Below are 25,088 nucleotides of genomic sequence, written 5' to 3'. Positions count from 1 at the left end.
AGGGAGCGCGATCCTTTGAAATCGCCGTGCGTGGGCGCGTGAAACCGCCACAGGTAGGATTGACCCTCGTGAATGAACGCACCCTCGTCAAGAACCTCGCCGCCCTCCCCGACGGCCCCGTCACGACCGCCGGTTGGGTCGAGACCGTCCGCGATCAGAAGAAGGTGCAGTTCGTCATCCTCCGCGATGAGTCCGGTGCCGTGCAGGTCGTGAACCCCGCGACGCGCGAGCTCGAGGACGGCGCCGACGAGGCGGCATCCGCTCGTCTCGCGACGACCGAGGCGATCTCGGCGCTCGCGCACGGCTCGTTCATCCGGGTGACCGGCGAGCTCAAGCACGACGAGCGCGTGAAGCTCGGCGGCCTCGAGGTCAAGCTCGCGACGCTCGAGGTCGTCTCCGAGGCGAACCCCGAGACGCCCATCGCGGCCGACTCGAGCCTCGACAAGCGCATGGACTGGCGCTTCCTCGACCTGCGCAACCCGAAGCAGGCGCTGATCTTCCGCATCCAGACGACGTTCCTGCACGCGCTGCGCGGCGTCTGGGTCGAGAAGGGCCTCATCGAGATCCAGACGCCCAAGCTCATGGCGAGCGCGAGCGAGTCGCGCGCCGAGCTCTTCGAGGTCGACTACTTCGAGGGCAAGGCGTACCTCGCGCAGAGCCCGCAGTTCTTCAAGCAGATGGCGCAGGCCGCGGGCTTCGGCGGCATCTTCGAGGTCGGCCCCGCCTTCCGCGCCGACCCCTCCTTCACGAGCCGGCACGCGACCGAGTTCACCTCGGTCGACACCGAGATCAGCTGGATCGACTCGCACGAAGACGTCATGGCCCTGCATGAAGAGCTCATGGTCGCCGGCTTCCAGGCCGTCGTCGACGCGCACGGCGCCGCGATTCAAGAGCACTTCGGCATCGAGCTGCAGGTGCCCTCGCGCCCGTTCCCGCGCATCCCGCTCGCCGAGGCGAAGCAGATCGTCGCCGACCGCGGCTACGTCGTGCCCCGCGCCGACGCCGACATGGACCCCGAGGGCGAGCGCCAGATCTCGGCGTACGTGAAGCAGGAGTTCGGCCACGACTTCGTGTTCCTCACCGACTACGCGTCGAGCATCCGGCCGTTCTACCACATGCGCCACCCGGACGACCCGAGCCTCACGAACTCGTACGACCTCATCTACAACGGCGTCGAGATCTCCACGGGCGCGCAGCGCGAGCACCGCATCGACGTGCTCGTCGAGCAGGCCCGCGACAAGGGCATGGACCCCGAAGAGCTCGAGTTCTACCTCGACTTCTTCCGCTACGGCGTTCCCCCGCACGGCGGGTTCGGCATGGGCCTCGCTCGCGTGCTGATGCTCATGCTGGGCGAGTCCTCGATCCGCGAGACCACGTACCTGTTCCGCGGCCCGACGCGCCTGCTGCCCTAGGCTCCCGCTCGCCCGAGTGCCGAATCGGCGCCCGAGTGCACGAACGGCATGACCGATTCGGCACTCCGGCGCCGATTTCGCGTCAGTCGGCCGGCTCGCGCGGCGCTGCCGGCGGCGCGAGCGCGGCGAGCGCCGCCTCGACGGTCGGGAACGTGCGTCCCTCGGCCGCCACGCGCTGGAACCAGTCGGTGCGGTCGACGATGCGCTCGACGTCGGGGGCGATGCCCGCGAACCGCAATTGCAGGCCGGATGCCGCGAGCTCGCGCTCGAGGTCTTCGCACGTCTCGATGACGGTGACCGAGATGTCGTCGAGCCGTGCGGCATTCAGCACGACGACGGAGGCACCCTGCTCGGCGGCGACGCCGCCGAGGATGGCCTGCTCGGTCGTCTGCGCGTTCGCCGTGTAGAGCGGCCCGAGCAGGGTGATGACGACGGCCTCGGCCGAGGGCCGCTCGACGCGGATGCGCACCCTCGAGAGCGCCATGAGCACGAGCACGAGGGTGATGACGACCCCGGCCGCGACGGCGGTGAGCAGGCCTGCGGTCAACCCGATGGCGGCCGTGACGAGGGCGATCCAGAAGTCGCGCCGCGAGATGCGCCACATGAGCGCGAGCGCCCGCACGTCGATGAGCCCGAAGACCGCGACGAACACCAGCGCCGCGAGCGAGGCCTGGGGCAGCAGCGACAGCACAGGCCCGAGGAACAGCCCGACGAGCACGGCCAGCGCGACGGTCACGAGCGAGGAGACCTGCGAGCGGGCGCCCGCGTTCTGGTTCACGGCGCTCTGCGAGAAGCCGCCGGCGGCGGGCAACGTCGAGAAGAACGAGCCGATGACGTTCGCCGCCGAGGTCGCGAAGAGCTCCTGGTCGGCATCGATCGCCGGCTCCCCGGCCTTGCGGATGCCTCGGGCCACCGCCGCGGACTCGAGGAACGCCATGACGGCGATCGACAACGCCCCCGGCACGAGCGCACCCACGTTCTCGAAGGTCGGCACGCCGATCGTGGGGAACCCCTGCGGGACCGGCGCGATGAGCTCGATGCCGGCCTTCGCGGAGACGCCGAACGCCGTGAGGGCGATGCCGGCGGCGACGACGATCAGGGCGGCGGGCACGCGCGGCAGGAACGCCTTGAACAGGAACAGCGCCGCGACGGATGCCGCCGACAGCACGACGGTGCCGACGTTCGCGCTGCCGATCACCTCGATCACCGCGTTCAGCGAGTGGAAGAATCCGCCGCCGGTCGGGTCCTCGGTCTCGCCGAGCAGCTTCGGCAGTTGGCCGACGGCGACGGTCGCGCCCACCCCGATCTGGATGCCGATGACCGTGGGCCGGTTGATGATCTCGACGAGCGCGCCGAGCCGCAGCAGCCGAGCGATGAGCAGGATCACGCCGACGAGCAGCGTGAGCGTGATGAGGTCGCGCGGGATGTCGTCGCTCGAGGCGGCGACGCCGGCCGAGACGAGCGTGGTCGCGGTCAGCGTCGCGATGGTCGAGGTCGTCGAGACGCTCATCGCCCTGGACCCGCCGAGTAGCGCATACACGAGCATCGGCACCATGCAGGTGTAGAGGCCCGCCTGCACGGGCAGGTTGGCGATGGTCGCGTACCCCATCGCCTGCGGGATCACCACGGCCCCGGCGGAGAGGCCCGCGAGCATGTCGCGCGCGAGCCATCCGCGCTGATACCCGCGCAGGGTCGGCAGCAGGATGCGGCGACGCGCGGCCGCCGTGCCCGTTCGGGCGCTGGAACTGCCGGCGCCCGCGCCCCCGCTCACCCGGCCGCCGGGTCCACGAAGACGTTCGCCCAGTCCTGCTCGACGCTCACGACGGTGTAGCCGCGGTCGGATGCCTCGGCGAGCGCCTTCTCGGCACCCGTGTCGTACGCGGTGTCCTTGCGCGTCGAGTCGTCGTGGTGGATCAGCAGGGCCAGGCCGTCGCCCTTGCGGGTGAAGTCGAGCATCTGCATGTCGCCGTTGGAGTTGCCGCAGGCGATGAGCGGGCGACGGCCGATACGGCTCCAGATGCGCACGGGCTTCTCGGGTCCGTCGTCGAAGAAGTCGAGCCCGGCCGAGTACCGCACCTCGTGCGCGTCCTCGTCGTAGGCGAGGCCGAGGGCCGAGCCGACGACGTGCTCGGGCGGGATCCCGTAGTACTCCTGCGTCATCGGCCGCATGAAGTCGCGCTCGCCGCCCGAGACGATGTAGACCGTGAACCCGTGCGCCTCGAGGTAGCGCAGCAGCTCGACCATGGGCCGGTACACGGCGTCGGCGTACGGCGTGCCGAGCGTGAGGTGCTTCGCGGTCTCGTAGAACTCGGCGACGGAGGCCGCGTAGTCGTCGACGCTCATGCCGGCGGTCACTCCGACGAGCGAACCGATGAGCACCTTGAGGTCGCTGTCGTCACCCTGGTAGTGCTTGTCGACGGCCGCGCCGAGCCATCCGAAGTCGCCCGTGACGGCCGCCTTGTACGGCTGCCGGTCGGCGAGCGACGGATCGGCCTCGGCCTGCTTGCGCCACTGCTCGACGACGTAGTGCAGCTGGGTCGGCATCGGCTTCTCGGTCCAGAGCGTGCCGTCGTTGTCGAACACGGCGATGCGCTCGGCCTCGGACACCGCGTTCGGCCCCTCGGTGACGGATGCCACGAACGATTCGATCGCGGACCGGGTGGCGGTGTCGCGCCAGGAACTGAGCTCGTGCATCACTGCCTCGTCATCGCGATCTGCATCCGGTGGTCGGGGTCGATGAGGTGGTCGTGGCTGTCGTCGCCGGCGTCGACGCGAACCCACCTGATGCTCCCGGTGAACTCGTTGCCCCGTGGCCCGTAGTCGGAGGAGACCGGCGATGCGACATCCGCCCCGACGTCGACGGTCTCGTCCATCGAGAAGAAGAACGGCAGCGAGCGCGTGATCCGCCCCTCGCCCACTGCCGTGTCGCCGTCGAAGAGCGTGACGGTGCCGCCCTTGCCGAGCCCGCCGCCGTCGTAGGCGAAATGCGCGCGGATCTCGTGCCCGCCCGGCGCGAGGGCGACGTCGGAGCGGACGTAGTCGGTGTCGATGCCGAGGATGTTGTATGCGAAGGCCAGGGCGCCGTCGTGCGCGTAGAAGCTCCACCCGCCGTACGAACCGCCCTGAGCGATCACGACGCCCTCGGCACCGGCCTCGGGGATCGTGACGGAGGCCGTGACCGTGAAGGACTTGTTCTTGATGTTGATGAACGAGTTCTCACTGAGGCGCTTCATGCCCGCGTAGAGGGTCTGGCTGGTGCCACGCACGAGCGCGGGACGCCCGGCGATCTCCTCGTTGAAGCGCTCGGCCGAGCGGATGTCCATCGGCAGCACGTTGAAACGGGCCGCCTGGATCAAGAACAGCCGTTGCAGCTCGGCGAGCTTCGCCGGCTCCTGAGCGGCGAGGTCGTTGGACTGGGTCCAGTCCTCCTCGACGTTGTAGAGCTCCCAGACATCGTCGTCGAGGCCGTGGCTGGAGGCGAGCCACGGATCCTTGTGCTTGGCCACGGCCGTCCACCCCTTGTGGAAGATGGCGCGGTTGCCGAGCATCTCGAAGTACTGGGTGGTGTGCCGCTCGTCGGCGCCCTTCTCGTCGAACGAGTAGTTCATCGCCGTGCCCTCGTAGGGCCGCTGGGTCACGCCGTGCACGGTCGACGGCTCGGGGATGCCGGCCGCTTCGAGCACCGTCGGGGCGACGTCGATGACGTGCGCGAACTGGTCTCGGATCTCGCCTCGTGCGGCGATGCCGTTGGGCCAGGAGACGATCGTTCCGTTGCGCGTGCCGCCCCAGTGCGAGGCGACCTGCTTCGTCCACTGGTACGGGGTGTCCATGGCGTGCGCCCAGCCGATGGCGTAGTGGTTGTACGACCGGGGCGTGCCCAGGTCGTCCTTGTGGGCGATCAGGTAGGCGTCGTCTTCCAACTCCTCCATGTGGTTGATGACGAAGGCCTCGTTGGTGGTGCCCTTCATCGTGCCCTCGGCCGAGGCGCCGTTGTCGCCGATGATGACGTAGATCAGGGTGTCGTCGAGGACCTCGAGTTCCTCGAGCGCGTCGAGCAGGAGACCGACGTGGTGGTCGGCGTACTCGAGGTACCCGGCGTAGACCTCCATCTCGCGGGCGAGCACGGGCTTGAGCTCATCGCTCATCTCGCTCCATGCCTGGATGCCGGGGCTGCGCTCGGTGAGCACGGCGCTCTCGGGAATGACGCCGGCGGCCTTCTGCCTGGCGAACGTCTCCTCTCGCACGGCGTCCCAGCCCTGGTCGAACTTGCCGACGTATTTGTCGGCCCATTCCTCGGGCACGTGGTGCGGGGCGTGCGTCGCGCCCGGCGCGAAGTAGGTGAAGAACGGCTTGTCAGGCGCCAGCGACTTCTGCTGCTTCGTCCAGTTGATCGCCTTGTCGGTCATGTCGGCCATGAAGTGGTAGCCCTCCTCGGGCGTGCCCCACGGCTCGACCGGCGAGGTGTTCTCGTAGATCGCCGGATACCACTGGTTGGTCTCGCCGCCGATGAATCCGTAGAAGTACTCGAAGCCGCCGCCGGGGTGCGGCCAGTGGTCGAACGGCCCCACTGCGCTGGACTCCCAGACCGGGACCTCGTGGCACTTGCCGAACTGGGCCGTGCTGTACCCGTTGAGCTTCAGCGTCTCGGGCAGCGGAGCGCAGTTGTTCGGCCGCAGCGAGTTGTAGCCCGGCGCACTCGTCGCGATCTCGGTGATGCCGCCCATGCCCACGGTGTGATGGTTGCGGCCCGAGAGCAGCGCGGCGCGCGTCGGCGAGCAGAGCGCGGTCGTGTGGAAACGCGTGTATTTCAGGCCCAAGGCGGCGATGCGCTCGAAGTTCGGCGTCTGCACGGGACCGCCGAACGCGCTGGATGCCCCGAAGCCGGTGTCGTCGATGAGCACCACGAGCACGTTGGGCGCGCCCTCGGGCGGGAGCAGGCGCTCGATCGGCGGGTAGTGGGTGTCGGGATCGGTCGCGTCATACGTGACGGTTCCCGTGTATGCCAGATCCGGAATGGGGAGCGTGCCTCGTTGGATCCGTGCGTCGTTCGACATGTCGTCTTGCATCCCCTCGCCTGCGTTCGAATGCGCCAACCCCTCGGCGCAGTTCCAACCGTTGCACGGCGGATGGGCGAAGACAAGTACCGGTCAGCGCGGGAGCAGCGCCGTCTTCAGGCGCACGGGATCGACGCGCCAGTAGGCGTGCATCTCGCCGTCGACGAGCAGCACCGGGATCTCTTCGGCGTATCGTTCGGCGAGGGCGGCGTCGTCGAGGATCGACCACTCCTCGAGCGAGACCGACGGCGCGGCATCCGCTGCCGTCACCTCTGCCACGACGGCCTGCACGACCTCACGTGCGTCGTCGCAGAGGTGGCATCCGGGCTTGCCGATCAGGGTGAGGCGGATGTCGCGGGTCATCCTTCGAGCCTACGTCGCCGCCGGTCGAGTGCGAAGCGTATCGAGACCCGCCCGACAACGACGAGAAGCGCCGAGCCCATCGGGCCGGCGCTTCGGTCGAGTCGACGAACGACTACTTCTTGTTGCGACGCTGGTGGCGCGTCTTGCGAAGCAGCTTGCGGTGCTTCTTCTTCGCCATACGCTTGCGGCGCTTCTTGATGACAGAGCCCATCAGAACCTCACAGAAAAGATCGAGTCGGCCGCGCGAGTCGCAGCCGGTGGCCAGAAAGCCTCGGGATAGTCTAGCCGATTCGAGACCCGTCCACGGTCACCGTCGGATCAGGCCCCCGTTCACGTGCGTTAGCGTCGAGGGATGGCTCGCCCCGAACCCGTCATCCGAACCACGTCCGAAGCCGACTGGGCCGAGGTGCGAGCGCTCCGACTCGAGATGCTCGCCGACACGCCCATCGCCTACGGCGAGACGCTCGAGCACGCCGAGACGCTCGGCGAGGCGGTCTGGCGGCAGCGCGGCTCGCGCGGAACGACCCCCGGTCAGACCTCGATCGTCGCGATCGAGGGCGAGCGCTGGATCGGGCACATGGGCGGGTACATCCCGGATGCCGCGTCGGGACCCCTGCTCGTGGCCGTCTACGTCGCGCCGTCCCACCGCGGCGATCGCGCCGGCGTCTCCCGCCGGCTGCTCGAGGCCGTCGAGACGTGGGCGCTCGACTTCGGCGACACCCTCAGGCTCGAGGTGCACGAGCAGAACCCGCGCGCGATCGCGTTCTACGAGAAGCTCGGATTCACGCTGACGGGCCGCACCCACGAGTACGACCTGGCACCTGGCGGCCTCGAACTCGAGATGATCAAGCCGCTGCGCTGACCGTCGCACCTACCGGCGCTTGATGGGCGAGACGACCGCGCTGACCTGATGGGCCGTCTCGGCGAAGGCCTTGCCGAGCCGCGACGCGAACGCGAGCTGCTCCGCCCTGAGGGCCTCGTCTTCGCTCGCCGCGAGGCCGGCGAGCGTCGCGGCGTCGGCTGCGGCATCCGAGGACATGAAGGGGATCAGCCAGTCTTCGAGGGTCTCCAGCGGCGCCCGGTCGAGCCGGTAGTAGCGATGCTGGCCCTCTTCGCGCACGCTGACCAGGCCCGCCTCGCGCAGCACCTTGAGGTGCTTCGAGACGGTCGGCTGGCTGAGGCCGAGGGCGGCGACGATCTCGGAGACGCTGATCTCGCCGTGCGATTCGGGTGAGACCTCCTCGCGTTCGAGCAGGACCGCAAGGATGTCGCGTCTGGTCGCGTCCGCCACCACGTCGAAGATGTCCGCCATGCCCCAAGGCTAGTCATTCCAGCCGGGGAGTACCATGACTCACGCGTTCGAACGACGGCACGCGATTGAACGACGGCACTGAGGGGGGTCGATGCGCGCGAAGCCGATGGGCCGCTCGGGTCGATACGACCGGCGGTCATGGCTCGGACGGGTCCGCGACGCGGTCGACGCGTTCATGAAGAGCTCGCCGTCGCGCTTCGCGATCGTGATCTTCGCGGGGTTGATCCTGCTGTTCACCCTGCTCTTCTCGTTGCCCATCGCGACGACCGACCGCAGCGTCACCCCGCTGCACGACGCCCTGTTCACCGCCGTCTCGGTCATCTGCGTCACCGGGCTGACCACCGTCGACATGGCCGCGCACTGGTCGCCGTTCGGCAACGCGCTCGTCTTCATCGGCGTGAACATCGGCGGTGTCGGCGTGCTGACCCTCGCCTCGATCCTCGGCCTGGTGATCTCCCGTCGGCTCGGGCTGCGCTCCAAGCTCATCGCGGCGAGCGACACGAACCCGTCGCGCATCCACGTCGGCCCGGTCGCCGAGCGACAGGCGGTCAAGCTCGGCGAGGTCGGCGGGCTGCTCGTGACCGTGGCGATCAGCATGCTCGTCATCGAGGTGACCATCGCGATCGCGATGCTCCCGAGCATGTTCGCCGCCGGATACGACGGGCTCCGAGCGGTCTGGTACAGCTTCTACTACTCGGCGATGGCCTTCACGAACACGGGCTTCAACCCGAACCCAGGCGGCCTCGCGACCTTCGAGTCCGACTACTGGATGCAGTCGATGCTGATGCTCGGCGTCTTCCTCGGCAGCCTCGGCTTCCCCGTGATCTTCGCCCTCGCGCGGGCGTGGCGTCACCCGCGCCGCTGGAGCGTGCACGTGAAGCTCACGCTCACGACGACCACGATCCTCTTCGTCGCGGGTGCCGCGATGTTCGTGCTCCTCGAGCACAGCAACCCGAAGACCTACGGCGGGCTCGACGCCGGCGACACGATCTTCCAGTCGTTCTTCATGTCGATGATGACGAGGTCGGGCGGCTTCTCCACGGTCAACATGCACGACCTCTACGGGTCGAGTCTGCTCACCTCCGACATGCTCATGTTCATCGGCGGCGGCTCGGCCTCGACGGCCGGCGGCATCAAGGTGACCACGCTCGCCGTGCTGTTCCTCGCGGCCTTCGCCGAGGCCCGCGGCGCGCAGTCCATGGAGGCGTTCGGCCGTCGCATCCCCCGCGACATCCTCCGCCTCTCGGTGAGCGTCGTGCTCTGGGGCGCGACGATCGTCGCGGTCTCCTCGATCGTGATCCTCCAGATCACGAAGGAGCCGTTCGACTACGTGCTCTTCGACGTCATCTCCGCGTTCGCCACCTGCGGGCTCTCGACCGGCATCACCGCGCAGCTCCCGCCCGAGGGCGTGTACGTCATGGCGGCCACGATGTTCATGGGTCGCGTTGGTACAGTGACACTCGCCGCGGCCCTCGCAGCGAGCCAGCGACGGCAGTTGTTCAAGCGTCCGGAAGAGAGGCCCATCGTTGGTTGATCGCATCAGACACGACGCGCCGGTGCTCGTCATCGGCCTCGGCCGCTTCGGCGCCGCAACCGCCGGCCAGCTCGACCGACTCGGCCGCGAGGTCCTCGCCGTCGACGAGAACGAGGGCCTCGTGCAGAAATGGTCCGAGCGGGTCACGCATGCCGTGGTCGCCGACGCCAAGTCCATCGACGCGCTGAAGCAGATCGGCGCTCAAGACTTCTCGATCGCCGTCTGCGCGGTCGGGTCATCCGTCGAGGCGTCCGTGCTCATCACGGCGAACCTCGTCGACCTGAAGATCCCGCAGATCTGGGCCAAGGCGATCTCGGCCTCGCACGGCAAGATCCTCGAGCGCATCGGCGCCAACCACGTGATCTACCCCGAGCGCGAGGCCGGCGAGCGCACGGCGCACCTCGTGTCGGGCCGCATGCTCGACTTCATCGAGTTCGACGACGACTTCGCGCTCGTGAAGATGTACCCGCCCAAGCCGATCCGCGGCAAGAACCTCACCGAGTCGGGCGTGCGCACCAAGCACCGCGTGACCGTCGTCGGCGTGAAGAGCCCCGGTAAGCCGTTCACGTACGCGACCGAGAAGACGGTCGTGTCCGATCACGACCTCATCATCGTCACGGGCACCGAGGCCGACATCGAGAAGTTCGCCTCGCTCGAGTGACTCGACCCTCGTGAGCGGGGCGGATGCCGCGGGGCCCGGCGCCTCAGCCGACGAGCATGAGCACGACGCCGATGACGCCCGCGACCACCGCGAGGCCCAGGAACACGAGGCCGAGCAGGCGCAGCACCCGGCGCCCGGCCGGCGGCTCGTGCAGCCGCAGGTGCTCGGGCTCGCGTTCGCGGTAGAACGCCTTCTCCTCGTCGACGTCCCCGACGTGATGCTGCTCGGCGGCGCTGAGCGGCCGGGCGTGGAACTCGCCCTCGGCGAACCAGCGCACGACGCGGCCATGGCCGCCTGACCCGTCGGCCTCGTCGGCGATGACCGCGTCGGTGGGCAGCCAGCGCCCGTCGGCGATGCGGATCAGCAGCGCGAGGCCGAGGCACACGAGTCCCACGCCGAGTCCCACCCAGCCGATGACCTCGGCGATCACCGAGACGGTCTCCCACGCATCCATGGAGTGAACGCTACCGGCGAGGCGGGCGCTGGATCAGGCGGGGGCGGCGGACTCGCCGGAGACATCCGCCCTGCTGCCATCGGCTCTGCTGCCATCGGCTCTGCTGCCATCGACTCTCGTGTCGATCACGATCTTGCCCCGGACGCCGCCGGCCTCGAGCGCACGGTGCGCCTCGGCGATGTCGGCGAGCGGGAACACCGAGTCGACCACGGGGCGGATCTCGCCCGACTCGGCGAACCGGGTGAGCTCCTCGAGGAGCGGGCGTTCGGGTGCGCCCCGGAAGAACCGGATGCGTCGGGAGCCGAACACCGTCGACGCGAGGATGACGCCGAGGCTCGCGACCATGCGATCGATGTCGAACGTCACCGCGACCATGCGCCCACCCGGCGCGAGGTGACGACGCAGTTCCGCCTGCCGGGTTGCGGCCGTGTCGATGATGACGTCGAACGCGCCGAGGTCGGCGATGCCGGTCGTCGTGTAGTCGAGGACCTCGTCGGCGCCGAGGTCGCGCACGAACTCGGCGTTCCGCCCGCTCGCGAGCGCCGTGACGTGGGCGCCGAGCATGCGGCCGACCTGCACCGCGAGGCTGCCGACGCCGCCGCTCCCGCCGCGCACGAGCAGCCGCTCGCCGGGTTTCAGTCCGGCCTTCTCGCGCAGGCCGACGAGCACGGTCGTGCCCCCGACGACGAGGCTCGCGGATTCCGCCGCCGTGAGGTTCCGCGGGGCTGTGGCGACCCGGTCCGCACGGAGCGCGACGTACTCGGCGGCAGCCCCGAACCCGTGCTTGTCGTCGACGATGCCCCAGACGCGCTCGCCCTCGCGGACCTCCGTGACGCTCGAACCGACCGCAACGACCTCGCCCACGAAGTCGATGCCGGTGCGCTGCGGGAACCTGCGCCCGGTGACGAACCGCACCTTGCCCGCGCGACCTGCGAGCTCGCCGCCGTTCACGGTCGACGCCTCGACGTGCACGAGCACCTCGTCTGCCACGATCTCGGGAACGGGGACCCGGCCCTCGTAGAGCACCTCGGGTCCTCCGTAGGCGTCGTAGAGGGCGGCGCGCATGTGCGTCATGATTCTCGCTTCCTGTGCGGGTGTTCCGGTGTGGGTTTCCGATCAGGATCGACCGGGTCCGCGATAGGCTAACCGCAGAAATGAGCAGCACCTTCCGTTTTTCGACGAAGTGAGACACATGTCCTCCGGACCCTCTCGGAACCAAGCTGCATCGGTGCTCGGCGAGGCGCCGAGCGGCATGCGCACCGACGCCAGACGCAACCGCGAGCGCATCCTCGCGATCGCGCGCACGGCCTTCGCCGCCAAGGGCATCGACGTGCCGATGACGACGATCGCGCGCCTCGCCGGAGTCGGAGTCGCCACGCTCTACCGCCATTTCCCGACGCGCGACGACCTCATCGCCGAGGTCTTCGCAACGGAACTCTTCGAATGCGGTTCGCTGCTCGACGAGGCGCTGGCGGACCCCGACGCCTGGCACGGCTTCTGCGTCTTCATCGAGCGCGTCTGCGCGATGCAGGCGGCCAACCCGGGCTTCACCGAGGCGTTCCTGACCCGGCCGCCCGAGACGATCGCGATGGCCGACCGGCTCGAGGGAGCGCAGGACCTCACCGAACTCGTGCGTCGGGCCAAGCACACCGGTCGCCTGCGCGCCGACTTCGACGAGTCCGACGTGCTCGTGCTGATCCTCGCCAACAACGCCCTGACGCAGCTCCCCCTGCCGCCGGCATCGTCCCGACGCCTCGTGGCCTACATGCTGCAGTCCTTCGCGGCCGTCGATGCACCCGGGCTGCCACCGACGCCTCCGGTCGACCTCGCACACCTGCTCACGGCCTCGCGGGCCGGCTCACAGTGAGCAGTGCGTAGCCTTGCATCGTGGACTGCGCGTACTTCGACGCCGGGCGATGCCTCTCGTGCTCGCTCATGGGCCGGCCGTACCCGGCGCAGCTCGCGACGAAGCAGGCGAAGGCCGAGCAACTGCTCGCGCCGTTCGGCGTCGGCACGTGGCATCCGCCCCTCGCGAGCGGTGAGCGCGACTACCGCAACAAGGCGAAGATGGTCGTCGGCGGCACGGTCTCCTCCCCCACGATCGGCATCCTCGACGCCGACGGCCACGGAGTCGACCTGCAGGCCTGCGGCATCTGCTCGCCCGGACACCGTGCGGCGTTCGGGCCGATCGCGCGGTTCATCACGCTCGCGCGCATCACGCCGTACGACGTGCCGAGCCGCACGGGCGAGCTCAAGCACCTCATCGTGACCGAATCGCCCGACGGCGAGCTCATGGTGCGCTTCGTGCTGCGCTCGACGGAGCCGGTGGCCCGCATCCGCAAGCACCTGCCGACCCTGCTCGCCGATCTGCCGACCGCGCGGGTCGTGAGCGTGAACGTGCTGCCCGAGCACAAGGCCGTGCTCGAGGGCGAGCACGAGATCGTGCTCACCGAGGCGCAGACGCTGTCGATGCGCCTGAACGACGTGACGATGCACCTGCGCCCGCAGAGCTTCTTCCAGACGAACACGGCGATCGCCGCGGCCCTCTACGCCGAGGCGCGCGACTGGATCACCGACCTCGCACCGGCCTCGGCGTGGGATCTCTACTCGGGCGTCGGCGGGTTCGCCCTGCATCTGTCGGGCATCGCCGTCACCGGCATCGAGACGAGCGTCGAGGCGGTCGCGAGCGCCGAGCTCAGCCGAACGGATGCCGCGCTGCATCGTGTGCGCTTCGCCGCCGGCGATGCCACCCGCTTCGCGCTCGATGCGGCGGCCGCAGACGTGCCCGACCTCGTCGTCGTCAACCCGCCGCGTCGCGGCATCGGCGGTGAGCTCAGCGGATGGCTCGAGGCATCCGACGTCCCGCATGTGCTCTACTCGAGCTGCAACGCGACCTCGCTCGCCAAGGACCTCGCGGCCATGCCGTCGCTGCGGCCGGTGCGGGCACGCGTGTTCGACATGTTCCCGCAGACGCCGCATTTCGAGGTCATGGTGCTGCTCGAGCGGCGCGCCTGAGCCGAGTTCGACGCTCTGGCCAACGCGCCCCCGATGGCGCACCCCGGATGGCGCACCCCGGATGGCGCACCGGATCAGGCCGCCACTGCAGATCGTCGATCATCGCTGCCGACCGGCAGCGGCACCCTTCGGTTGCCCGGACGTGGTCGTTGCTGTGGATCGACGTGCACCGGCGGCGTGAACCAGGTCTGACCGTGACGGACGATGATGACCCACCCGTCGTCGTGCACGCGGTGGTGGTGGTGGTGCGAGCAGAGCATGATGCCGTTTTCGAGGTCGGTGCGGCCGCCGTGCCGTTTCCACCATCTGATGTGGTGGGCCTGTGTGTGCGAGGGCGGACGGTTGCATGCCGGCCAGGCGCAGCCGCCGTCGCGTTCGATGAGCGCGAGCTTCTGCGCGGGCGTGAAGAGGCGGGCCGCCCGGCCGAGGTCGAGGTGCGCTGCTCATCGACCGCCGCATCTGTCCCACCGGCACCAGCGGCCTGCCCGCCGACACGGCCGTCGACCGCAGACCCCGCTTCGCCCGGAGTTCGTCTTCGCGCGGCTTGACCCCGTCTGGATCGAGCCGCGCCTGCAGCTGCTTGATCAGCCGGGCGAGGCCGTCGACGCCGACCACGGGCGCGCGTTCGACGAGGAACCGTTCGGCGTCGTCGAGGTCGGCTCGATCGGCTCGCACGGCGATGCCGTCGAGGAACCGGCGGATCGCATCCGCCGCATCGCCGCCCTCACGTGCACGACTCGTGAGCTCCGCGGCGCACCTGGCCTGCAACGCCTGCACACGGCGCACCAGCTCGGCCAACGATTCGGTGACCCGCACCAGACCGTCGCCGCTCATGGCCTTGACGTCGGCCCCCGCACCTGAATCGTAGATATGTTCGATGCATGAGAAGGAACGCGATCCATCAGAGCTCGCGTCTTCAGCGGTACGGGCCCGAAGCGAGGCGGCCCAGCCACTCCGCAGCGGTCGCGCCATCGAAGGGCACGTCCTTCCGCTGCACCGCCTGCACGAGCGCCCGAGCGTCCGCCTCCACCCGCGCCACGAGCTCCGACGGGTATCCGAACTCCACCGCATGCTCGGCGAACTCGTCCTCGTCATCGATGAACGCCGGCGCACCGGCGCGCTCGACGACATCGAGGTCGAGGTCGACGTACGAGACCGTCCAGCCCGAGGCATCCGCGGTCCAGGTGGGAGTCGTGGCGAGGTCGATGTAGATGCCGAGGCCACGCGGATGCCCCGTGTGGAACGTGGCGGCCCAACCCGAGCGCGGGAAGAGCGAGACCGAATCCCACGTCGCCGTGAACGCCCTGCCAGGCCGTGCGAACTCGGTGCCGGCCGGGAAGCCGACCCAATCGCCATGCGCATCGGCACCGAGCCAGGTTCCGTCGAACTCCCAGTGCGGTCTGGCGCCCCACTTCGTCGCGCGCACCCGCACCGGAGCGCCGGGGAAGTTCGGGCGATCGTCATCGGTACTCATGCGGCCACCGTAGTCGCCCGGGGATCGAGATCCCGAGGTCAGGACCCGCCCGCGCCCAGCCTCCTCTGCGGTGCGTCGACGCCCCTCCTCCCCAACCTCGCTCGACGCCCGATCGTCCACAGATCGCTCCCTCGCGCGGAGGTGCTTTCGCACGCTCCATACCGTCGAGACATGCGCCAATCCATTCCTGCCCAAGCCCTCCGGCTCCGGCTCACGCTGGTCGGCCCCCTGCCCGAGATCTGGCGTGAGGTCGTCGTCGACGCCGATCTGCGGCTCTCCGACCTGCGCTCGGTCATCCAGGCGGTCTTCGAGGGTCAGAGCTGCGGCCGTCACCTCTTCACCGACACGCTCGACGCCGCATCCTGGTCGACCTCGCGGCGCCGCTGGGGCGACCGATGGACGATGATCGACTTCCGCGATCCGACGGTCGTCGACGCGGAGACCGTGCGGGTCGCCGCGCTCTTCGGCGGCAGGCTCCTGAACGCCGCAGTCCCCCTGTACTACGCGCACACCTGCGAGAGCGACTGGCTCGTCGAGATCCACGAGGTCGGGTCCGACCTCGCTGCGCCATCCTCGCCGCGCGTGGTCGCCGGCGAGCGGCGAGCACCGTTCCCGTGCGCACGCGGAGCCTATGAGCATGCCGTGCTGGCGGGCGTCCTCGCCGACGACGCCCATCCAGAACACGAGACGCTCCGCACGCAGGTCGAGCACGCCGTCGGCCCGTGGGCGAGCTTCGACCCCGAGACGTTCGACCTCGCGTCCGCGCAGCGCAGGCTCGACGCCCTCGACCTCGGTGCTCCCGAGACGAACGCGCGAACGCACCGGCGAGCGCGCTCGACCCCCATTGCCCGACTCGATTGGATCGCCCAGGAGTTGCCCATGCCGGCGCGGGCCGGCTTCGAGCAGCACCTCGCCGCGAGCGGACTCGACCTGCCGACGATCGTCACCGCCGAGGAGGCGCGCACCGCCGCTCAGGAGTTCGGTTGGGTGCTCGCACGCGCCGCCGGCCGCGGCATCCCGCTCGTCGACGGCGCGGTGGATGCCGCCGTCATCAGGACGGGCGCCGATGAGCTCGGCTGCGATGAGGCGCGGATGCTGCAGATCGTCGTCCATCTGAAGCGCTGGCGTCTGCTGTACTCGCGCAATGGCATGCTCCGTGTCAGCAAGCGCATCGCAGCAGCGGCCCACCCGAACAACCTGTGGTCGGTGCTGGCGAGAGAACTCGTCGGCAAGGTCGCCACCGCGGCATCCGCTCAACTGTTCCTCCTCGCCATCGCCGACGGAAGCCTGGCCGATCCCACGATCGGCTCGCGTCGTATCGTCGGGGCACTCCAGATGCTCCGAGGCGGGCACCGATACGCCACCTGGGCCTACGGCCGAGAGGCCGCCGACGTCTGCGAACACACGTGCGATTGCCCGAGCGGCGAGTTCGGCACCTGGCATGACACCGTCACACGGGCGATCCGAGACGCCGCGATCCGAGCTGCCGGTGACGAAGGCCTGCCCGTTGCAGAGCGGTTCCACGAGTACTCGGCTCGCGAACTCGGGTTCGCGCCCGAATGGCTCGACGAGCCGAGCGGCCGAACGCACGCGCTCGCAATGCGCGCGGCGCGAGACGTGCGCACGCACAACGAGTCGTCCGACGAGTCCGCGCTGCTCCGAGAGCTCGACGAACTCATCGGGCTGCTCTCGTTGTTCGGGCTCGAGCGCGCCGACGACGGCTCGTGGGTCGTCCCGTCGATGCTCCGCGAACTCGCGAAGGAGGGCCTGCGGGGCACCGGCTGACCCGCATGCCGTCAGGAGGCGGCAAGCCTCACGCGCCCGCGAGGTGCAGGCACCCTCACCCGGCCGAGGCCCCAGCCCGCCCCAGGCAGAACCGCCGCACCGGCTCGGTCGGCACCAGCCCGGCGAGGCGCGCGTACTCGGCCGCCGCCTCCTCGCGCCGGCCGGTGCGCCACGCGAGATCGGCGAGTGCGAGGCTCGCGTCGAGCGCCGCGTACGGGGCCGAGCCTCCGGCGAGCGCCTCCAGTTCGTGCCGGATGCCGCGGAGCGACGCCGTGCGCTCCCCCGACGCCGGGGCGAGCAGGGCGCGGTGCAGTTCGGCCGAGAGTCGCCCGGCGGTGACCGAGGGCGATCCCCAGACCCGCTCGAGCGCGATGTAGAAGGCGACGACGCGATCCCAGTCGGTCTGGGCGAAGCCCGGTGCCGAGGTGTGCAGGCCGGCGATCGCGGCCTCGAGCACGAAGCGCCCGTCGCCCCGGTCGGCCGCGGCGGCGGCCGCGGCGTCGTCGAGTCCGGCCTCGATGAGTCGACGATCCCAACGGCTGCGGTCGACCTCGTCGAGCGGAACCGCGGCGCCGTGCTCGTCGAGCCGGCCGGGGCGGCGGGCGAGGCCGAGCCGCACGACGGCCCGCAGCCCCCGCACTTCAGGGTCGTCCGGGTACTCGGCCACGAGCGCGTCGGCGATCGAGAGCGCCTGACGTCCGAGATCGTCGAGCGGGCTCTGCGGGTCGAGCACGTCGCGATGAGCGACCGTGAACATGCCGGCGACGCTCGCGAGCACAACCGGAAGGCGCACCCGGCGCTCGGGAGCCTCGGGCACGTGGAAGCGTCCGCGGGCCTCGGCGAGCGCGTGCTTCGCCCTCGTGAGGCGTGCCGCGGCCGCCGACGGCCGGATGCCGAGGTGCGCAGCGATGCGTGGCACGTCGAGCCCGCACACGACGCGCAGCGCGAGCACGAGCCTCGCCTGCTCCGTGAGGGCGGGGTCGCAGGCCACGAACAGCAGGGCGACCCGGTCGTCGAGTGCGTCGCCGAGCGGCAGTCCACGAGCGGATGCCGCGTCCGAGGCATCCGCTGCGGTGATGTCCTGGCGCAGTTCGCCCGCCAGTCCGCCTGCCATCTCCTGCACGTGCCGCTGTTCGACGGCCGCGCGTCGGCGGTCGTCGATCCAGGCGCGCTTGCCGACGGCGGTGCACCAGGCGGCGAGCGACCCGAGCGGCGGAGCGCCGTCGCCGGCCTGGGCGACGGCCCTCGCGATCGCCTCGGCCGCGTACTCCTGCGCGTCGTCGAGGCTGCCCGTGTAGGCGGCCAGGGCGCGCACGATGCGTGGCCAGGCGTCGACGAAGTCCTCGCCCAGATCGGCGATCGGGTCGGTCACGAGATCGGGAACACCTTGCGCCACTCGACGTGGCCGCCGGTCGGCACGAGCGCGGCGATGCGGCGGGCGAGCGCCTCGTCGTCGGTCTCGACCATGTAGTAGCCCGAGACGACCTCGCTCGTGTCGGGGTACGGCCCGTCGGAGTAGACCGCGTCGGCCTCGACGCGGTCGCCGTCGCCGGGGGTCACCCGGCCGCCGTGGCGTGCGTTCTGCAGCGCCGCACCGCCGACGATGCGGGCCCCGAGGCGTTCGACGGCCTCCTGGAACGCCTTGTGCTCAGGGAAGTTGTTCTCGGGCTCGCCGCCGGGCACGCCCGCTCGGTCGCCGAGGAACGCGTCGGAATCCCAGTCGGGCTCGTGGATCAGATACAGGTACGTGTCGGTCATGCTGTCTCTCCTTCGATCTCAGCCCCCTTGCGAGGCCGTGACGAGGTCCGTCACACCATGGTGACGAGGAAGCACCCCGAAAATCGACATCCGGCCGGAAATCGATCCGGGAACGACGGAGCGATCAGCGCGCGGCGCGCAGGTTCGCCGTGAGCTCCGCGAGTTCGGCGATGCGCGACGCGCGATCACGCGGCGCACCCGGCACACCCGGCCGCTGCTGGTCGGGCCGGGGCCCATCGAGGGGGCGGTAGTCGACGCGCTGCTCGTCGAGCCACGCGAGGTACGCCGGCAGACGGGCGGCGAACGACGGCCAATCGAGCGGCCCGCCGTTCCAGGCGACCTCGGCGAACGCCCCGAGCCGCGGGAACACCGCGTAGTCGAGTCGCTCGCGCGTGTCGAGGTGCTCGGTCCAGACGTTGGCCTGCACACCGACGACGCGCTCGCGCAGCGCCGGAGACGCAGCAGGGCCGAGCGGCTCGAACGTGGCGACGTCCTCGAGCGAGAGCACGGTGCCGACCGGGATCGGCTCGATCGCGGCATCCGACTGCCGGTAGTCGAGGTAGGTCCAGAGGTCGGGGCAGAGCACGACGTCGTGGCCGAGGCGCGCGCCGAGTTCGGCGCCCACCGGACCTCGCCACGAGGCGACCACGGCGTCGGCGGGAAGCGCGGATGCCGCGGCGCCCGCGCCACCGGCACCGCCCGCGCCACCGCCACCCGCACCACCCGCACCACCCGCACCCTCGAGCATCTCGTCCCACCCGATGACGCGTCGCCCGCGCGCCGCCAGATGCGCGGCGACCCGCGAGAGGAACCACGCCTGCAGCTCCTCTTCGGTGGCCAGGCCGCGCTCGGCCATGAGCTGCTGCGTGCGGGCGTCGGCCGCCCAGCGCCGCTTGCGCGCCTCGTCGCCGCCGAACCCGACGATGCCGGGGCCGAGTACGCCGGGGCCGAACTCGTCGCAGTCGAACACGTCGCAGAGCTCGTCGAACACCGCGCAGACGAACGCGATGGTCTCGTCCTCGACGTTCAGCACCTCGTCGGAGATGCCGTAGCGCGTCCATGGTTCGGCGACCCGCGCCCGCACCGCCTCGACGCCGCCGACGCCGAACTCGGGATACGCCGCCAGGATCGACTGCGCGTGACCGGGAACGTCGATCTCGGGCACCACGCGGATGCCTCGAGCCGCCGCATAGGCGACGAGCTCACGCAGCTCGTGCTGGGTGTACGAGCCCTCGTGGGGCACGCCGTCGAGGGTCGAGTCCGGCCCGTGGCCGAGCTGGGACTGCGAGCGACGTCCGCCGATCTCGGTGAGCCGCGGATACGCCCGCACCTCGAAGCGCCAGCCCTGGTCGTCGGTGAGGTGCAGTTGCAGCACGTTGAGCCCGTGCGCGGCGAGCAGGTCGACGAAGCGCAGCAGGTCGGGCATCGGCCGGAACCGGCGCGCGACGTCGAGCATGACGCCGCGCCAGGCGAAGCGCGGCTCCCCGTCGAGATGGAGACCGGCGGCCCGGCCCGATCCGCGGCCTTCGATGTTTCCGTTCGCGCCGGGTGCGTCCCCCCGAGCGGAAACACTCGACGAGAACGGAAACCCTCGGCGCGCGTCGGAGCTCACGCCCCGGCCGCCAGCTCGCGGGCGCGGGCGAGCGCGGCATCCGTCGCCTCGTCGAAGATGCGCTCGAGCCCGGCGCCCTCGAGCACGGCCACGGCGCGCTCGGTCGTGCCCTTGGGGCTCGTCACGCGCCGGCGCAGCTCGGGCGGGTCGGCGTCGGATGTCGCGAGCAGTTCGCTCGCGCCCCGGAACGTGCCCTCGACCATGACGGCCGCCTGCTCGGGCGTGAACCCCTTGCCGACGGCCGTCGCCGTGAGCTGCTCGATGAGGTAGAAGACGTAGGCGGGCCCGGAGCCCGAGATCGTGGAGAGGGCGTCGATCTGCTCCTCGGGCACCACGATGACCTCGCCGACGGTCTCGAAGAGCGCGACGGCGAGCGCGAGGTCCTCCTGCGAGGAACGCGTGCCGGCCGCGATGCCCGTGACCGCCCGGCCGACGAGGGCGGGCGTGTTCGGCATCGAGCGGATCACCGAGACCGACGTCGGCAGCAGCGACTCGAACGTGGCGACGGTGACGCCCGCGGCGACCGACACGACGACGGCGTCGGGCTCGAGCGCGTCGGCGATCTCGCGCAGCAGGTCGGGCACCATGGCGGGCTTGACGGCGACGACCACGAGCTTGGCTCCGGCGACCGCGGTGCGGTTGGCCGAGGCATCCGTCTCGGTGGCGTACGCCGTCACGCCCTCGAGTTCGGACAGCGATGCCGCGTTCGCGGCCGACCGGTTCGTGGCGCGGATGCCGCCGTCGACCGAGACGCCCGGCTGCAACAGCCCGGTGAGCACGGCGCGGGCCATGGATCCGGCTCCGAGGAAGGCGATCGCGGGCAGGGTCACGGACGATCGATCAGGCATGCGTCCCATCCTAGAATCGACCCATGAGCGCATCGGGCGGAACCAAGGCCATCATCGCGGCATTCCTCGCCAACACGGGCATCGCCCTGACCAAGTTCATCGCGTGGTTCTTCTCGGGGTCGGCGTCGATGCTCGCCGAGGGCGTGCACTCCCTCGCCGACGCCGGCAACCAGCTGCTGCTCATCCTCGGCGGCCGCAAGGCGCGCAAGGCGGCCGACAAGGAGCACCCGTTCGGCTACGGCCGCGAACGCTACGTGTACGCCTTCGTCGTCTCGATCATCCTGTTCTCGGTCGGCGGCATCTTCTCGATCTACGAGGGCATCGACAAGCTGACCCACCCGCACGAGCTCGAGAACGCGTGGCTGCCGATGCTCGTGCTCACGATCGCGATCCTGCTCGAGTCGTTCTCGCTGCGCACCGCGGTCAAGGAGTCCAACCACGTGCGCGGGCGTCAGAGCTGGGTGCAGTTCATCCGCCGCGCCAAGGCCCCCGAACTGCCGGTCGTGCTGCTCGAAGACGTCGCCGCCCTCATCGGCCTCGTCTTCGCGTTCCTCGCGGTCGGGCTCACGGTCATCACCGGCAACCCGACGTTCGATGCCGTCGGCACGCTCATGATCGGCACGCTCCTCGTGGTCGTGGCGATCGTGCTCGGCATCGAGACGAAGAGCCTGCTCGTCGGCGAGGGCGCGACCGACGAAGACGTGACGGCCATCGAGCAGGCCATCACCGCGGGTCCCGAGATCGAGCGCATCATCCACATGAAGACGCTCTACCTCGGCCCCGACGAGCTGCTCGTCGCGGCCAAGCTCGGCTTCACCGCCGACCAGCCGCTGCTCGAGGTCGCCGCCGCGACCAACGTCATCGAGCAGCGCATCCGGGCCGCCGTGCCGGCCGCCCGCGTCATCTACATCGAGCCCGACGTGTGGGTCGACCCGAATCTCGCCGCGCCGCCCACCGACGCGATCGTCATCAAGGGCCTCGAGTGACGGATGCCTCGACCCGGCGTCCGCGCACGGCGCTGATCCTCCGGCATGACTCGGCGATCGGCCTCGGCAACCTCGGCCCGACGCTCGAGGCGCACGGCTACGAGATCGTCACGGTCGACGCGCCGGTGACGGATGTCTCGGGGCTCGACCCGCTCGCACCAGATCTCGTCGTCGTGCTGGGCGGTGACGAGGCCGCGTACGAGACCGACCGCTACCCGTACCTCGCCGACGAGATGGCGCTGCTGCGCAGCCGCATCCTCGCCGAGGCGCCGATCTTCGGCGTCTGCCTCGGTGCGCAGATGCTCGCGGCGACGCTCGGCGGCCGCGCCTACCGGGGCGAGCGCAAGGAGGTCGGCTGGCTGGGCGTCGAGCCCACCGATGCAGGTGCCGCCTCGCCCGTGCGGCATTTCGCCGGCGTGCCGACCGTGCAGTGGCACGGCGACACGTTCGAGCTGCCCGACGACGACACGCTCGTTCGCCTCGCCGGCTCGGCGCAGTACGAGAACCAGGCGTTCGCCAAGGGCGACTGGCTGCTCGCCGTGCAGTTCCACCCCGAGGTCGACGACGCGATCCACGAGGAGTGGCTCTCGCAGTGGGGCGACGAGTTGCCCGAGTACGGCCTCAGCCGCGAGCAGCTGCGCGCGGAGCGCGCGACGTACGGGCCCCGTGCGCAGGCGGCATCCGCCCTGCTCCTCGGCGAGTACCTCGACGGACTCGAGTCGCGCCGCACGGCGGCCGCGTAGCCGCCGCCCGGCGCAGACCCGGCGCCCTCGGCGCCCGTCCGGCGCACCCGCGTCAGAAGTGCGTGCCGCCGTCGATGCGCACCTCGGTGCCGGTGATGAACGCACCGTCTTCACTCGCGAGCATGGCGACGACGCCGGCGACGGCCTCGGGCCCGGCGAAGCCCTGCGTGATGGCGGGCGCCAGCTTCATGAAGAGGCTGAAGTCGGCGTCGGCGGGCAGGCCGGGACCCTGGCTCTGCCGGCTCTCGCCCGAACCGTCGGTCATGCCCGACGAGATCGAGCCGGGCTGCACCGAGTTGAAGCGGATGCCCTGCTTGGCGTACTCGGCGGCGAGCGCGTGGGTCATCGACTGCACGCCGCCCTTGCTGGCCGCGTAGGCCGACATGTAGGGGTGCGCGAACGCCGCCGACGTGGAGCTGAAGTTCACGACGGCAGCGCCGTTGCCCTCGAGCAGCGCGGGGATCGACTCGCGGATCATGAGGAAGGTGCCGACGAGGTTCACGTCGATGAGCCGGCGGAACTGCTCGAGCGTCGTCTCGTGCGTGTGCGAGGAGCGCAGGATGCCCGCGGCGTTGACGAGCACGTCGAGACCGCCGAGCGCGCCGACCGCGGCGGCGACGCCCTCGCGAACGGATGCCTCGTCGGCGATGTCCACGACGACGGTCGTGAGGCGGGCGGCGGCGTCGCCGGCCTTGGCGACGGTGTCGGCGGCCTTGGCGACGGTGTCGGCGAGTCCGGCCTCGCTGACATCCGCGGCGACGACGCTGCCGCCTTCGGAGAGGAGGCGGAGGACGGTGGCCTGGCCGATGCCGGACCCTCCCCCGGTGACGAGTGCGCGGCGACCTTCGTAGCGGTTCATGGCTGGCGACCTTTCGAGTCGGTGACGTTTCCTACACGCTACGCCTATATGGCACGTTGTGCCACTTCGGCGCAACGCGCCGAACTCGGGAGCCCCATCGCGTACGCTTCGAGGGTGGACGAGAGAACCCCGACGCTGACCGAGCGCCGCAAGGCGGCGACGCAGCTCGAACTCGCCCACGCCGCCGCCCGCCTGTTCACCGATCGCGGGCCCGACGCCACCACGGCCGAGGAGATCGCGGCCGCGGGCGGCGTCGCGCTCCGCACGTTCTACCGGTACTTCCGCACGAAGGAGGACGCGGTCGCGCCCCTGCTCACCGTCGGCGCCGACCGGTGGCGAGCCCTGCTCGCGGCATCCGACCGCTCCCTCGACCCGCTCACCGCGATCGAGCACGCGATCGTCGAGGCGCTCACCCCCGAGGCCGACGAGGTCGACGGCGTGCACTGGACGCGCGGGCTCCTGCGCGCCGGCGTCGACGACCCGGCCCTGATGACGGTCTGGTACCGCGTCAACCGCGAGTCGGAGTCGAAGCTGCACGGCGTCATCGCCGAACTCTCCGAGTCCGCGCTCGACCCGGTCACGACCAGGCTGGCCGCCGCGGCCGCCACCGATGCGATCCGCGTCGCCCTCGAGACCTGGGCCGAGACGGATGCCCCGCCGCAGGGCCCCGACGGACCGGCAGCGCTCGCGGCGCAGAACTTCCGGCGCCTCTCGGCAGGGCTCAGGGGCGCCTGAGCGGGTCGCCGAAGAAGTCGAGCAGCAGACGAGCGGATGCCTCGGCCTCGACGCCCGGGAACACCTCGACGCGGTGGTTGAGCCGCCGGTCGCGCAGCACGTCGTAGAGCGAACCGGAGGCCCCGGCCTTGTCGTCCCACGCGCCGAAGACGACGGTCGGCACCCGGGCCGCGAGGATCGCCCCCGCGCACATGACGCACGGCTCGAGCGTGACCACGAGCGTGCAGCCCTCGAGCCGCCAGTCGCCCGTGGCCGCAGCGGCGGTGCGGAGCGCGAGCACCTCGGCGTGCGCCGTCGGGTCGCCGGTGAGCTCGCGCTCGTTGCGCCGGGCGGCGATCACCCGCCCCTCGGCATCGATGACGATCGCGCCGACGGGAACGTCACGGGTCGCGGGCGCCTGGGCCGCCTCGGCGAGCGCGAGCCGCATCCACTCGCGGTGCATCGGCACGTCCATCGCGCTCTCCCGTCCCGGCATGCCGCCGA

The 25,088-nt window shown here is 70.5% G+C and carries 26 protein-coding genes and 1 pseudogene; 10 read left to right on the top strand and 17 right to left on the bottom strand.

The window, feature by feature from the left end; genetic code table 11:
- The first annotated feature begins 68 nt into the window (after positions 1–68).
- The gene (aspS, locus tag AC3IPY_RS02060; RefSeq protein ID WP_489186327.1) at positions 69–1,412 is read left to right on the top strand and encodes an aspartate--tRNA(Asn) ligase; all 1,344 of its coding nucleotides are present in this window, start codon (positions 69–71) and stop codon (positions 1,410–1,412) included.
- A gap of 82 nt (positions 1,413–1,494) precedes the next feature.
- Here aspS and AC3IPY_RS02055 read toward each other — a convergent pair whose 3' ends face one another.
- The 5 genes from AC3IPY_RS02055 to AC3IPY_RS02035 all read right to left on the bottom strand — a co-directional run bounded on the left by AC3IPY_RS02055 (position 1,495) and on the right by AC3IPY_RS02035 (position 7,040).
- Positions 1,495–3,183, bottom strand: a complete 1,689-nt coding sequence (locus tag AC3IPY_RS02055; protein ID WP_489186326.1) for a SulP family inorganic anion transporter — start codon at positions 3,181–3,183, stop codon at positions 1,495–1,497.
- Entirely contained in the window at positions 3,180–4,106 is a 927-nt protein-coding gene (locus tag AC3IPY_RS02050; RefSeq protein WP_489186325.1) for an HAD family hydrolase, read from the bottom strand. Before AC3IPY_RS02050 ends, AC3IPY_RS02055 begins: the two co-directional genes overlap by 4 nt.
- Positions 4,106–6,478 (bottom strand): sulfatase-like hydrolase/transferase, encoded by a 2,373-nt coding sequence (locus AC3IPY_RS02045; protein ID WP_489186324.1) that lies wholly within the window; start codon positions 6,476–6,478, stop codon positions 4,106–4,108. The genes AC3IPY_RS02050 and AC3IPY_RS02045 overlap by 1 nt, the downstream gene beginning before the upstream one ends.
- A gap of 81 nt (positions 6,479–6,559) precedes the next feature.
- Positions 6,560–6,829 (bottom strand): glutaredoxin family protein, encoded by a 270-nt coding sequence (locus AC3IPY_RS02040; RefSeq protein WP_489186323.1) that lies wholly within the window; start codon positions 6,827–6,829, stop codon positions 6,560–6,562.
- A gap of 112 nt (positions 6,830–6,941) precedes the next feature.
- On the bottom strand, positions 6,942–7,040 hold the full coding sequence (locus tag AC3IPY_RS02035; protein WP_003792170.1) for a 30S ribosomal protein bS22: 99 nt from the start codon (positions 7,038–7,040) through the stop codon (positions 6,942–6,944).
- Positions 7,041–7,181: 141 nt separating this feature from the next.
- Between AC3IPY_RS02035 and AC3IPY_RS02030 the strand changes: the two genes are divergently transcribed.
- Positions 7,182–7,691, top strand: coding sequence for a GNAT family N-acetyltransferase (locus AC3IPY_RS02030; RefSeq protein WP_489186322.1), 510 nt, complete (start codon positions 7,182–7,184; stop codon positions 7,689–7,691).
- 9 nt (positions 7,692–7,700) lie between these two features.
- Here AC3IPY_RS02030 and AC3IPY_RS02025 read toward each other — a convergent pair whose 3' ends face one another.
- Entirely contained in the window at positions 7,701–8,141 is a 441-nt protein-coding gene (locus tag AC3IPY_RS02025) for an ArsR/SmtB family transcription factor (RefSeq protein WP_489186321.1), read from the bottom strand.
- Positions 8,142–8,232: 91 nt separating this feature from the next.
- Between AC3IPY_RS02025 and AC3IPY_RS02020 the strand changes: the two genes are divergently transcribed.
- Together AC3IPY_RS02020 and AC3IPY_RS02015 are read left to right on the top strand one after the other, a co-directional pair.
- Positions 8,233–9,675 (top strand): TrkH family potassium uptake protein, encoded by a 1,443-nt coding sequence (locus AC3IPY_RS02020; RefSeq protein WP_489186320.1) that lies wholly within the window; start codon positions 8,233–8,235, stop codon positions 9,673–9,675.
- Complete coding sequence (locus AC3IPY_RS02015) at positions 9,668–10,336, top strand: potassium channel family protein (RefSeq protein ID WP_489186319.1); 669 nt, start codon at positions 9,668–9,670, stop codon at positions 10,334–10,336. The genes AC3IPY_RS02020 and AC3IPY_RS02015 overlap by 8 nt, the downstream gene beginning before the upstream one ends.
- A gap of 43 nt (positions 10,337–10,379) precedes the next feature.
- On the opposite strand, the gene AC3IPY_RS02010 is transcribed toward AC3IPY_RS02015, so the two are convergent.
- Together AC3IPY_RS02010 and AC3IPY_RS02005 are read right to left on the bottom strand one after the other, a co-directional pair.
- Positions 10,380–10,790, bottom strand: coding sequence for a hypothetical protein (locus AC3IPY_RS02010; protein ID WP_489186318.1), 411 nt, complete (start codon positions 10,788–10,790; stop codon positions 10,380–10,382).
- 33 nt (positions 10,791–10,823) lie between these two features.
- Positions 10,824–11,864 carry an NAD(P)-dependent alcohol dehydrogenase gene (locus AC3IPY_RS02005; RefSeq protein WP_489186317.1) on the bottom strand — a complete coding sequence of 347 codons (1,041 nt, stop codon included), beginning with the start codon at positions 11,862–11,864 and terminating at the stop codon, positions 10,824–10,826.
- 178 nt (positions 11,865–12,042) lie between these two features.
- On the opposite strand from AC3IPY_RS02005, the gene AC3IPY_RS02000 reads away from it, so the two are divergent.
- Positions 12,043–12,657: a TetR/AcrR family transcriptional regulator gene (locus tag AC3IPY_RS02000; protein ID WP_489186316.1), complete on the top strand. Its 615-nt coding sequence runs from the start codon at positions 12,043–12,045 to the stop codon at positions 12,655–12,657.
- Between the two features lie 20 nt (positions 12,658–12,677).
- A complete protein-coding gene (gene rlmC, locus AC3IPY_RS01995) occupies positions 12,678–13,805 on the top strand; it encodes a 23S rRNA (uracil(747)-C(5))-methyltransferase RlmC (RefSeq protein WP_489186315.1) in 1,128 nt (375 codons plus the stop codon).
- A 74-nt stretch (positions 13,806–13,879) separates the two neighbouring features.
- Here the strand turns inward: rlmC and AC3IPY_RS01990 are convergent, their stop codons facing one another.
- From AC3IPY_RS01990 to AC3IPY_RS01980, 3 genes and pseudogenes are all read right to left on the bottom strand, one after another.
- Complete coding sequence (locus AC3IPY_RS01990; RefSeq protein WP_489188410.1) at positions 13,880–14,116, bottom strand: hypothetical protein; 237 nt, start codon at positions 14,114–14,116, stop codon at positions 13,880–13,882.
- 250 nt (positions 14,117–14,366) lie between these two features.
- Positions 14,367–14,639: pseudogene (locus tag AC3IPY_RS01985) on the bottom strand (hypothetical protein); the annotation flags it as partial.
- 82 nt (positions 14,640–14,721) lie between these two features.
- Positions 14,722–15,279, bottom strand: coding sequence for a DUF402 domain-containing protein (locus AC3IPY_RS01980; RefSeq protein WP_489186314.1), 558 nt, complete (start codon positions 15,277–15,279; stop codon positions 14,722–14,724).
- A 171-nt stretch (positions 15,280–15,450) separates the two neighbouring features.
- Between AC3IPY_RS01980 and AC3IPY_RS01975 the strand changes: the two genes are divergently transcribed.
- The gene (locus AC3IPY_RS01975) at positions 15,451–17,064 is read left to right on the top strand and encodes an IS1096 element passenger TnpR family protein (protein WP_489186313.1); all 1,614 of its coding nucleotides are present in this window, start codon (positions 15,451–15,453) and stop codon (positions 17,062–17,064) included.
- A gap of 55 nt (positions 17,065–17,119) precedes the next feature.
- Here the strand turns inward: AC3IPY_RS01975 and AC3IPY_RS01970 are convergent, their stop codons facing one another.
- The 4 genes from AC3IPY_RS01970 to proC form a co-directional block, all read right to left on the bottom strand.
- Positions 17,120–18,436, bottom strand: a complete 1,317-nt coding sequence (locus tag AC3IPY_RS01970; RefSeq protein WP_489186312.1) for a DUF6596 domain-containing protein — start codon at positions 18,434–18,436, stop codon at positions 17,120–17,122.
- Positions 18,433–18,822, bottom strand: a complete 390-nt coding sequence (locus AC3IPY_RS01965; RefSeq protein ID WP_489186311.1) for a YciI family protein — start codon at positions 18,820–18,822, stop codon at positions 18,433–18,435. The genes AC3IPY_RS01970 and AC3IPY_RS01965 overlap by 4 nt, the downstream gene beginning before the upstream one ends.
- A 124-nt stretch (positions 18,823–18,946) precedes the next feature.
- Positions 18,947–20,278 (bottom strand): beta-N-acetylhexosaminidase, encoded by a 1,332-nt coding sequence (locus tag AC3IPY_RS01960; RefSeq protein ID WP_489186310.1) that lies wholly within the window; start codon positions 20,276–20,278, stop codon positions 18,947–18,949.
- A 152-nt stretch (positions 20,279–20,430) separates the two neighbouring features.
- A complete protein-coding gene (gene proC / locus AC3IPY_RS01955; RefSeq protein WP_489186309.1) occupies positions 20,431–21,282 on the bottom strand; it encodes a pyrroline-5-carboxylate reductase in 852 nt (283 codons plus the stop codon).
- Positions 21,283–21,305: 23 nt separating this feature from the next.
- Here proC and AC3IPY_RS01950 point away from each other — a divergent pair, with 23 nt between their 5' ends.
- On the top strand, positions 21,306–22,268 hold the full coding sequence (locus tag AC3IPY_RS01950) for a cation diffusion facilitator family transporter (RefSeq protein WP_489186308.1): 963 nt from the start codon (positions 21,306–21,308) through the stop codon (positions 22,266–22,268).
- Positions 22,265–23,011, top strand: a complete 747-nt coding sequence (locus AC3IPY_RS01945) for a glutamine amidotransferase-related protein (protein ID WP_489186307.1) — start codon at positions 22,265–22,267, stop codon at positions 23,009–23,011. Before AC3IPY_RS01950 ends, AC3IPY_RS01945 begins: the two co-directional genes overlap by 4 nt.
- Before the next feature lie 52 nt (positions 23,012–23,063).
- Here AC3IPY_RS01945 and AC3IPY_RS01940 read toward each other — a convergent pair whose 3' ends face one another.
- Complete coding sequence (locus AC3IPY_RS01940) at positions 23,064–23,870, bottom strand: SDR family NAD(P)-dependent oxidoreductase (RefSeq protein WP_489186306.1); 807 nt, start codon at positions 23,868–23,870, stop codon at positions 23,064–23,066.
- A gap of 114 nt (positions 23,871–23,984) precedes the next feature.
- Between AC3IPY_RS01940 and AC3IPY_RS01935 the strand changes: the two genes are divergently transcribed.
- The gene (locus tag AC3IPY_RS01935; RefSeq protein WP_489186305.1) at positions 23,985–24,605 is read left to right on the top strand and encodes a TetR family transcriptional regulator; all 621 of its coding nucleotides are present in this window, start codon (positions 23,985–23,987) and stop codon (positions 24,603–24,605) included.
- On the opposite strand, the gene AC3IPY_RS01930 is transcribed toward AC3IPY_RS01935, so the two are convergent.
- Positions 24,592–25,080, bottom strand: coding sequence for a nucleoside deaminase (locus AC3IPY_RS01930; protein ID WP_489186304.1), 489 nt, complete (start codon positions 25,078–25,080; stop codon positions 24,592–24,594). The genes AC3IPY_RS01935 and AC3IPY_RS01930 overlap by 14 nt on opposite strands.
- Positions 25,081–25,088 lie beyond the last annotated feature (8 nt).

It is taken from the genome of Agromyces sp. GL_144 (genome assembly GCF_057834305.1).
Note: the sequence above shows the minus strand (reverse complement) of the source record. Positions and strands in the feature narration are given on the sequence as shown.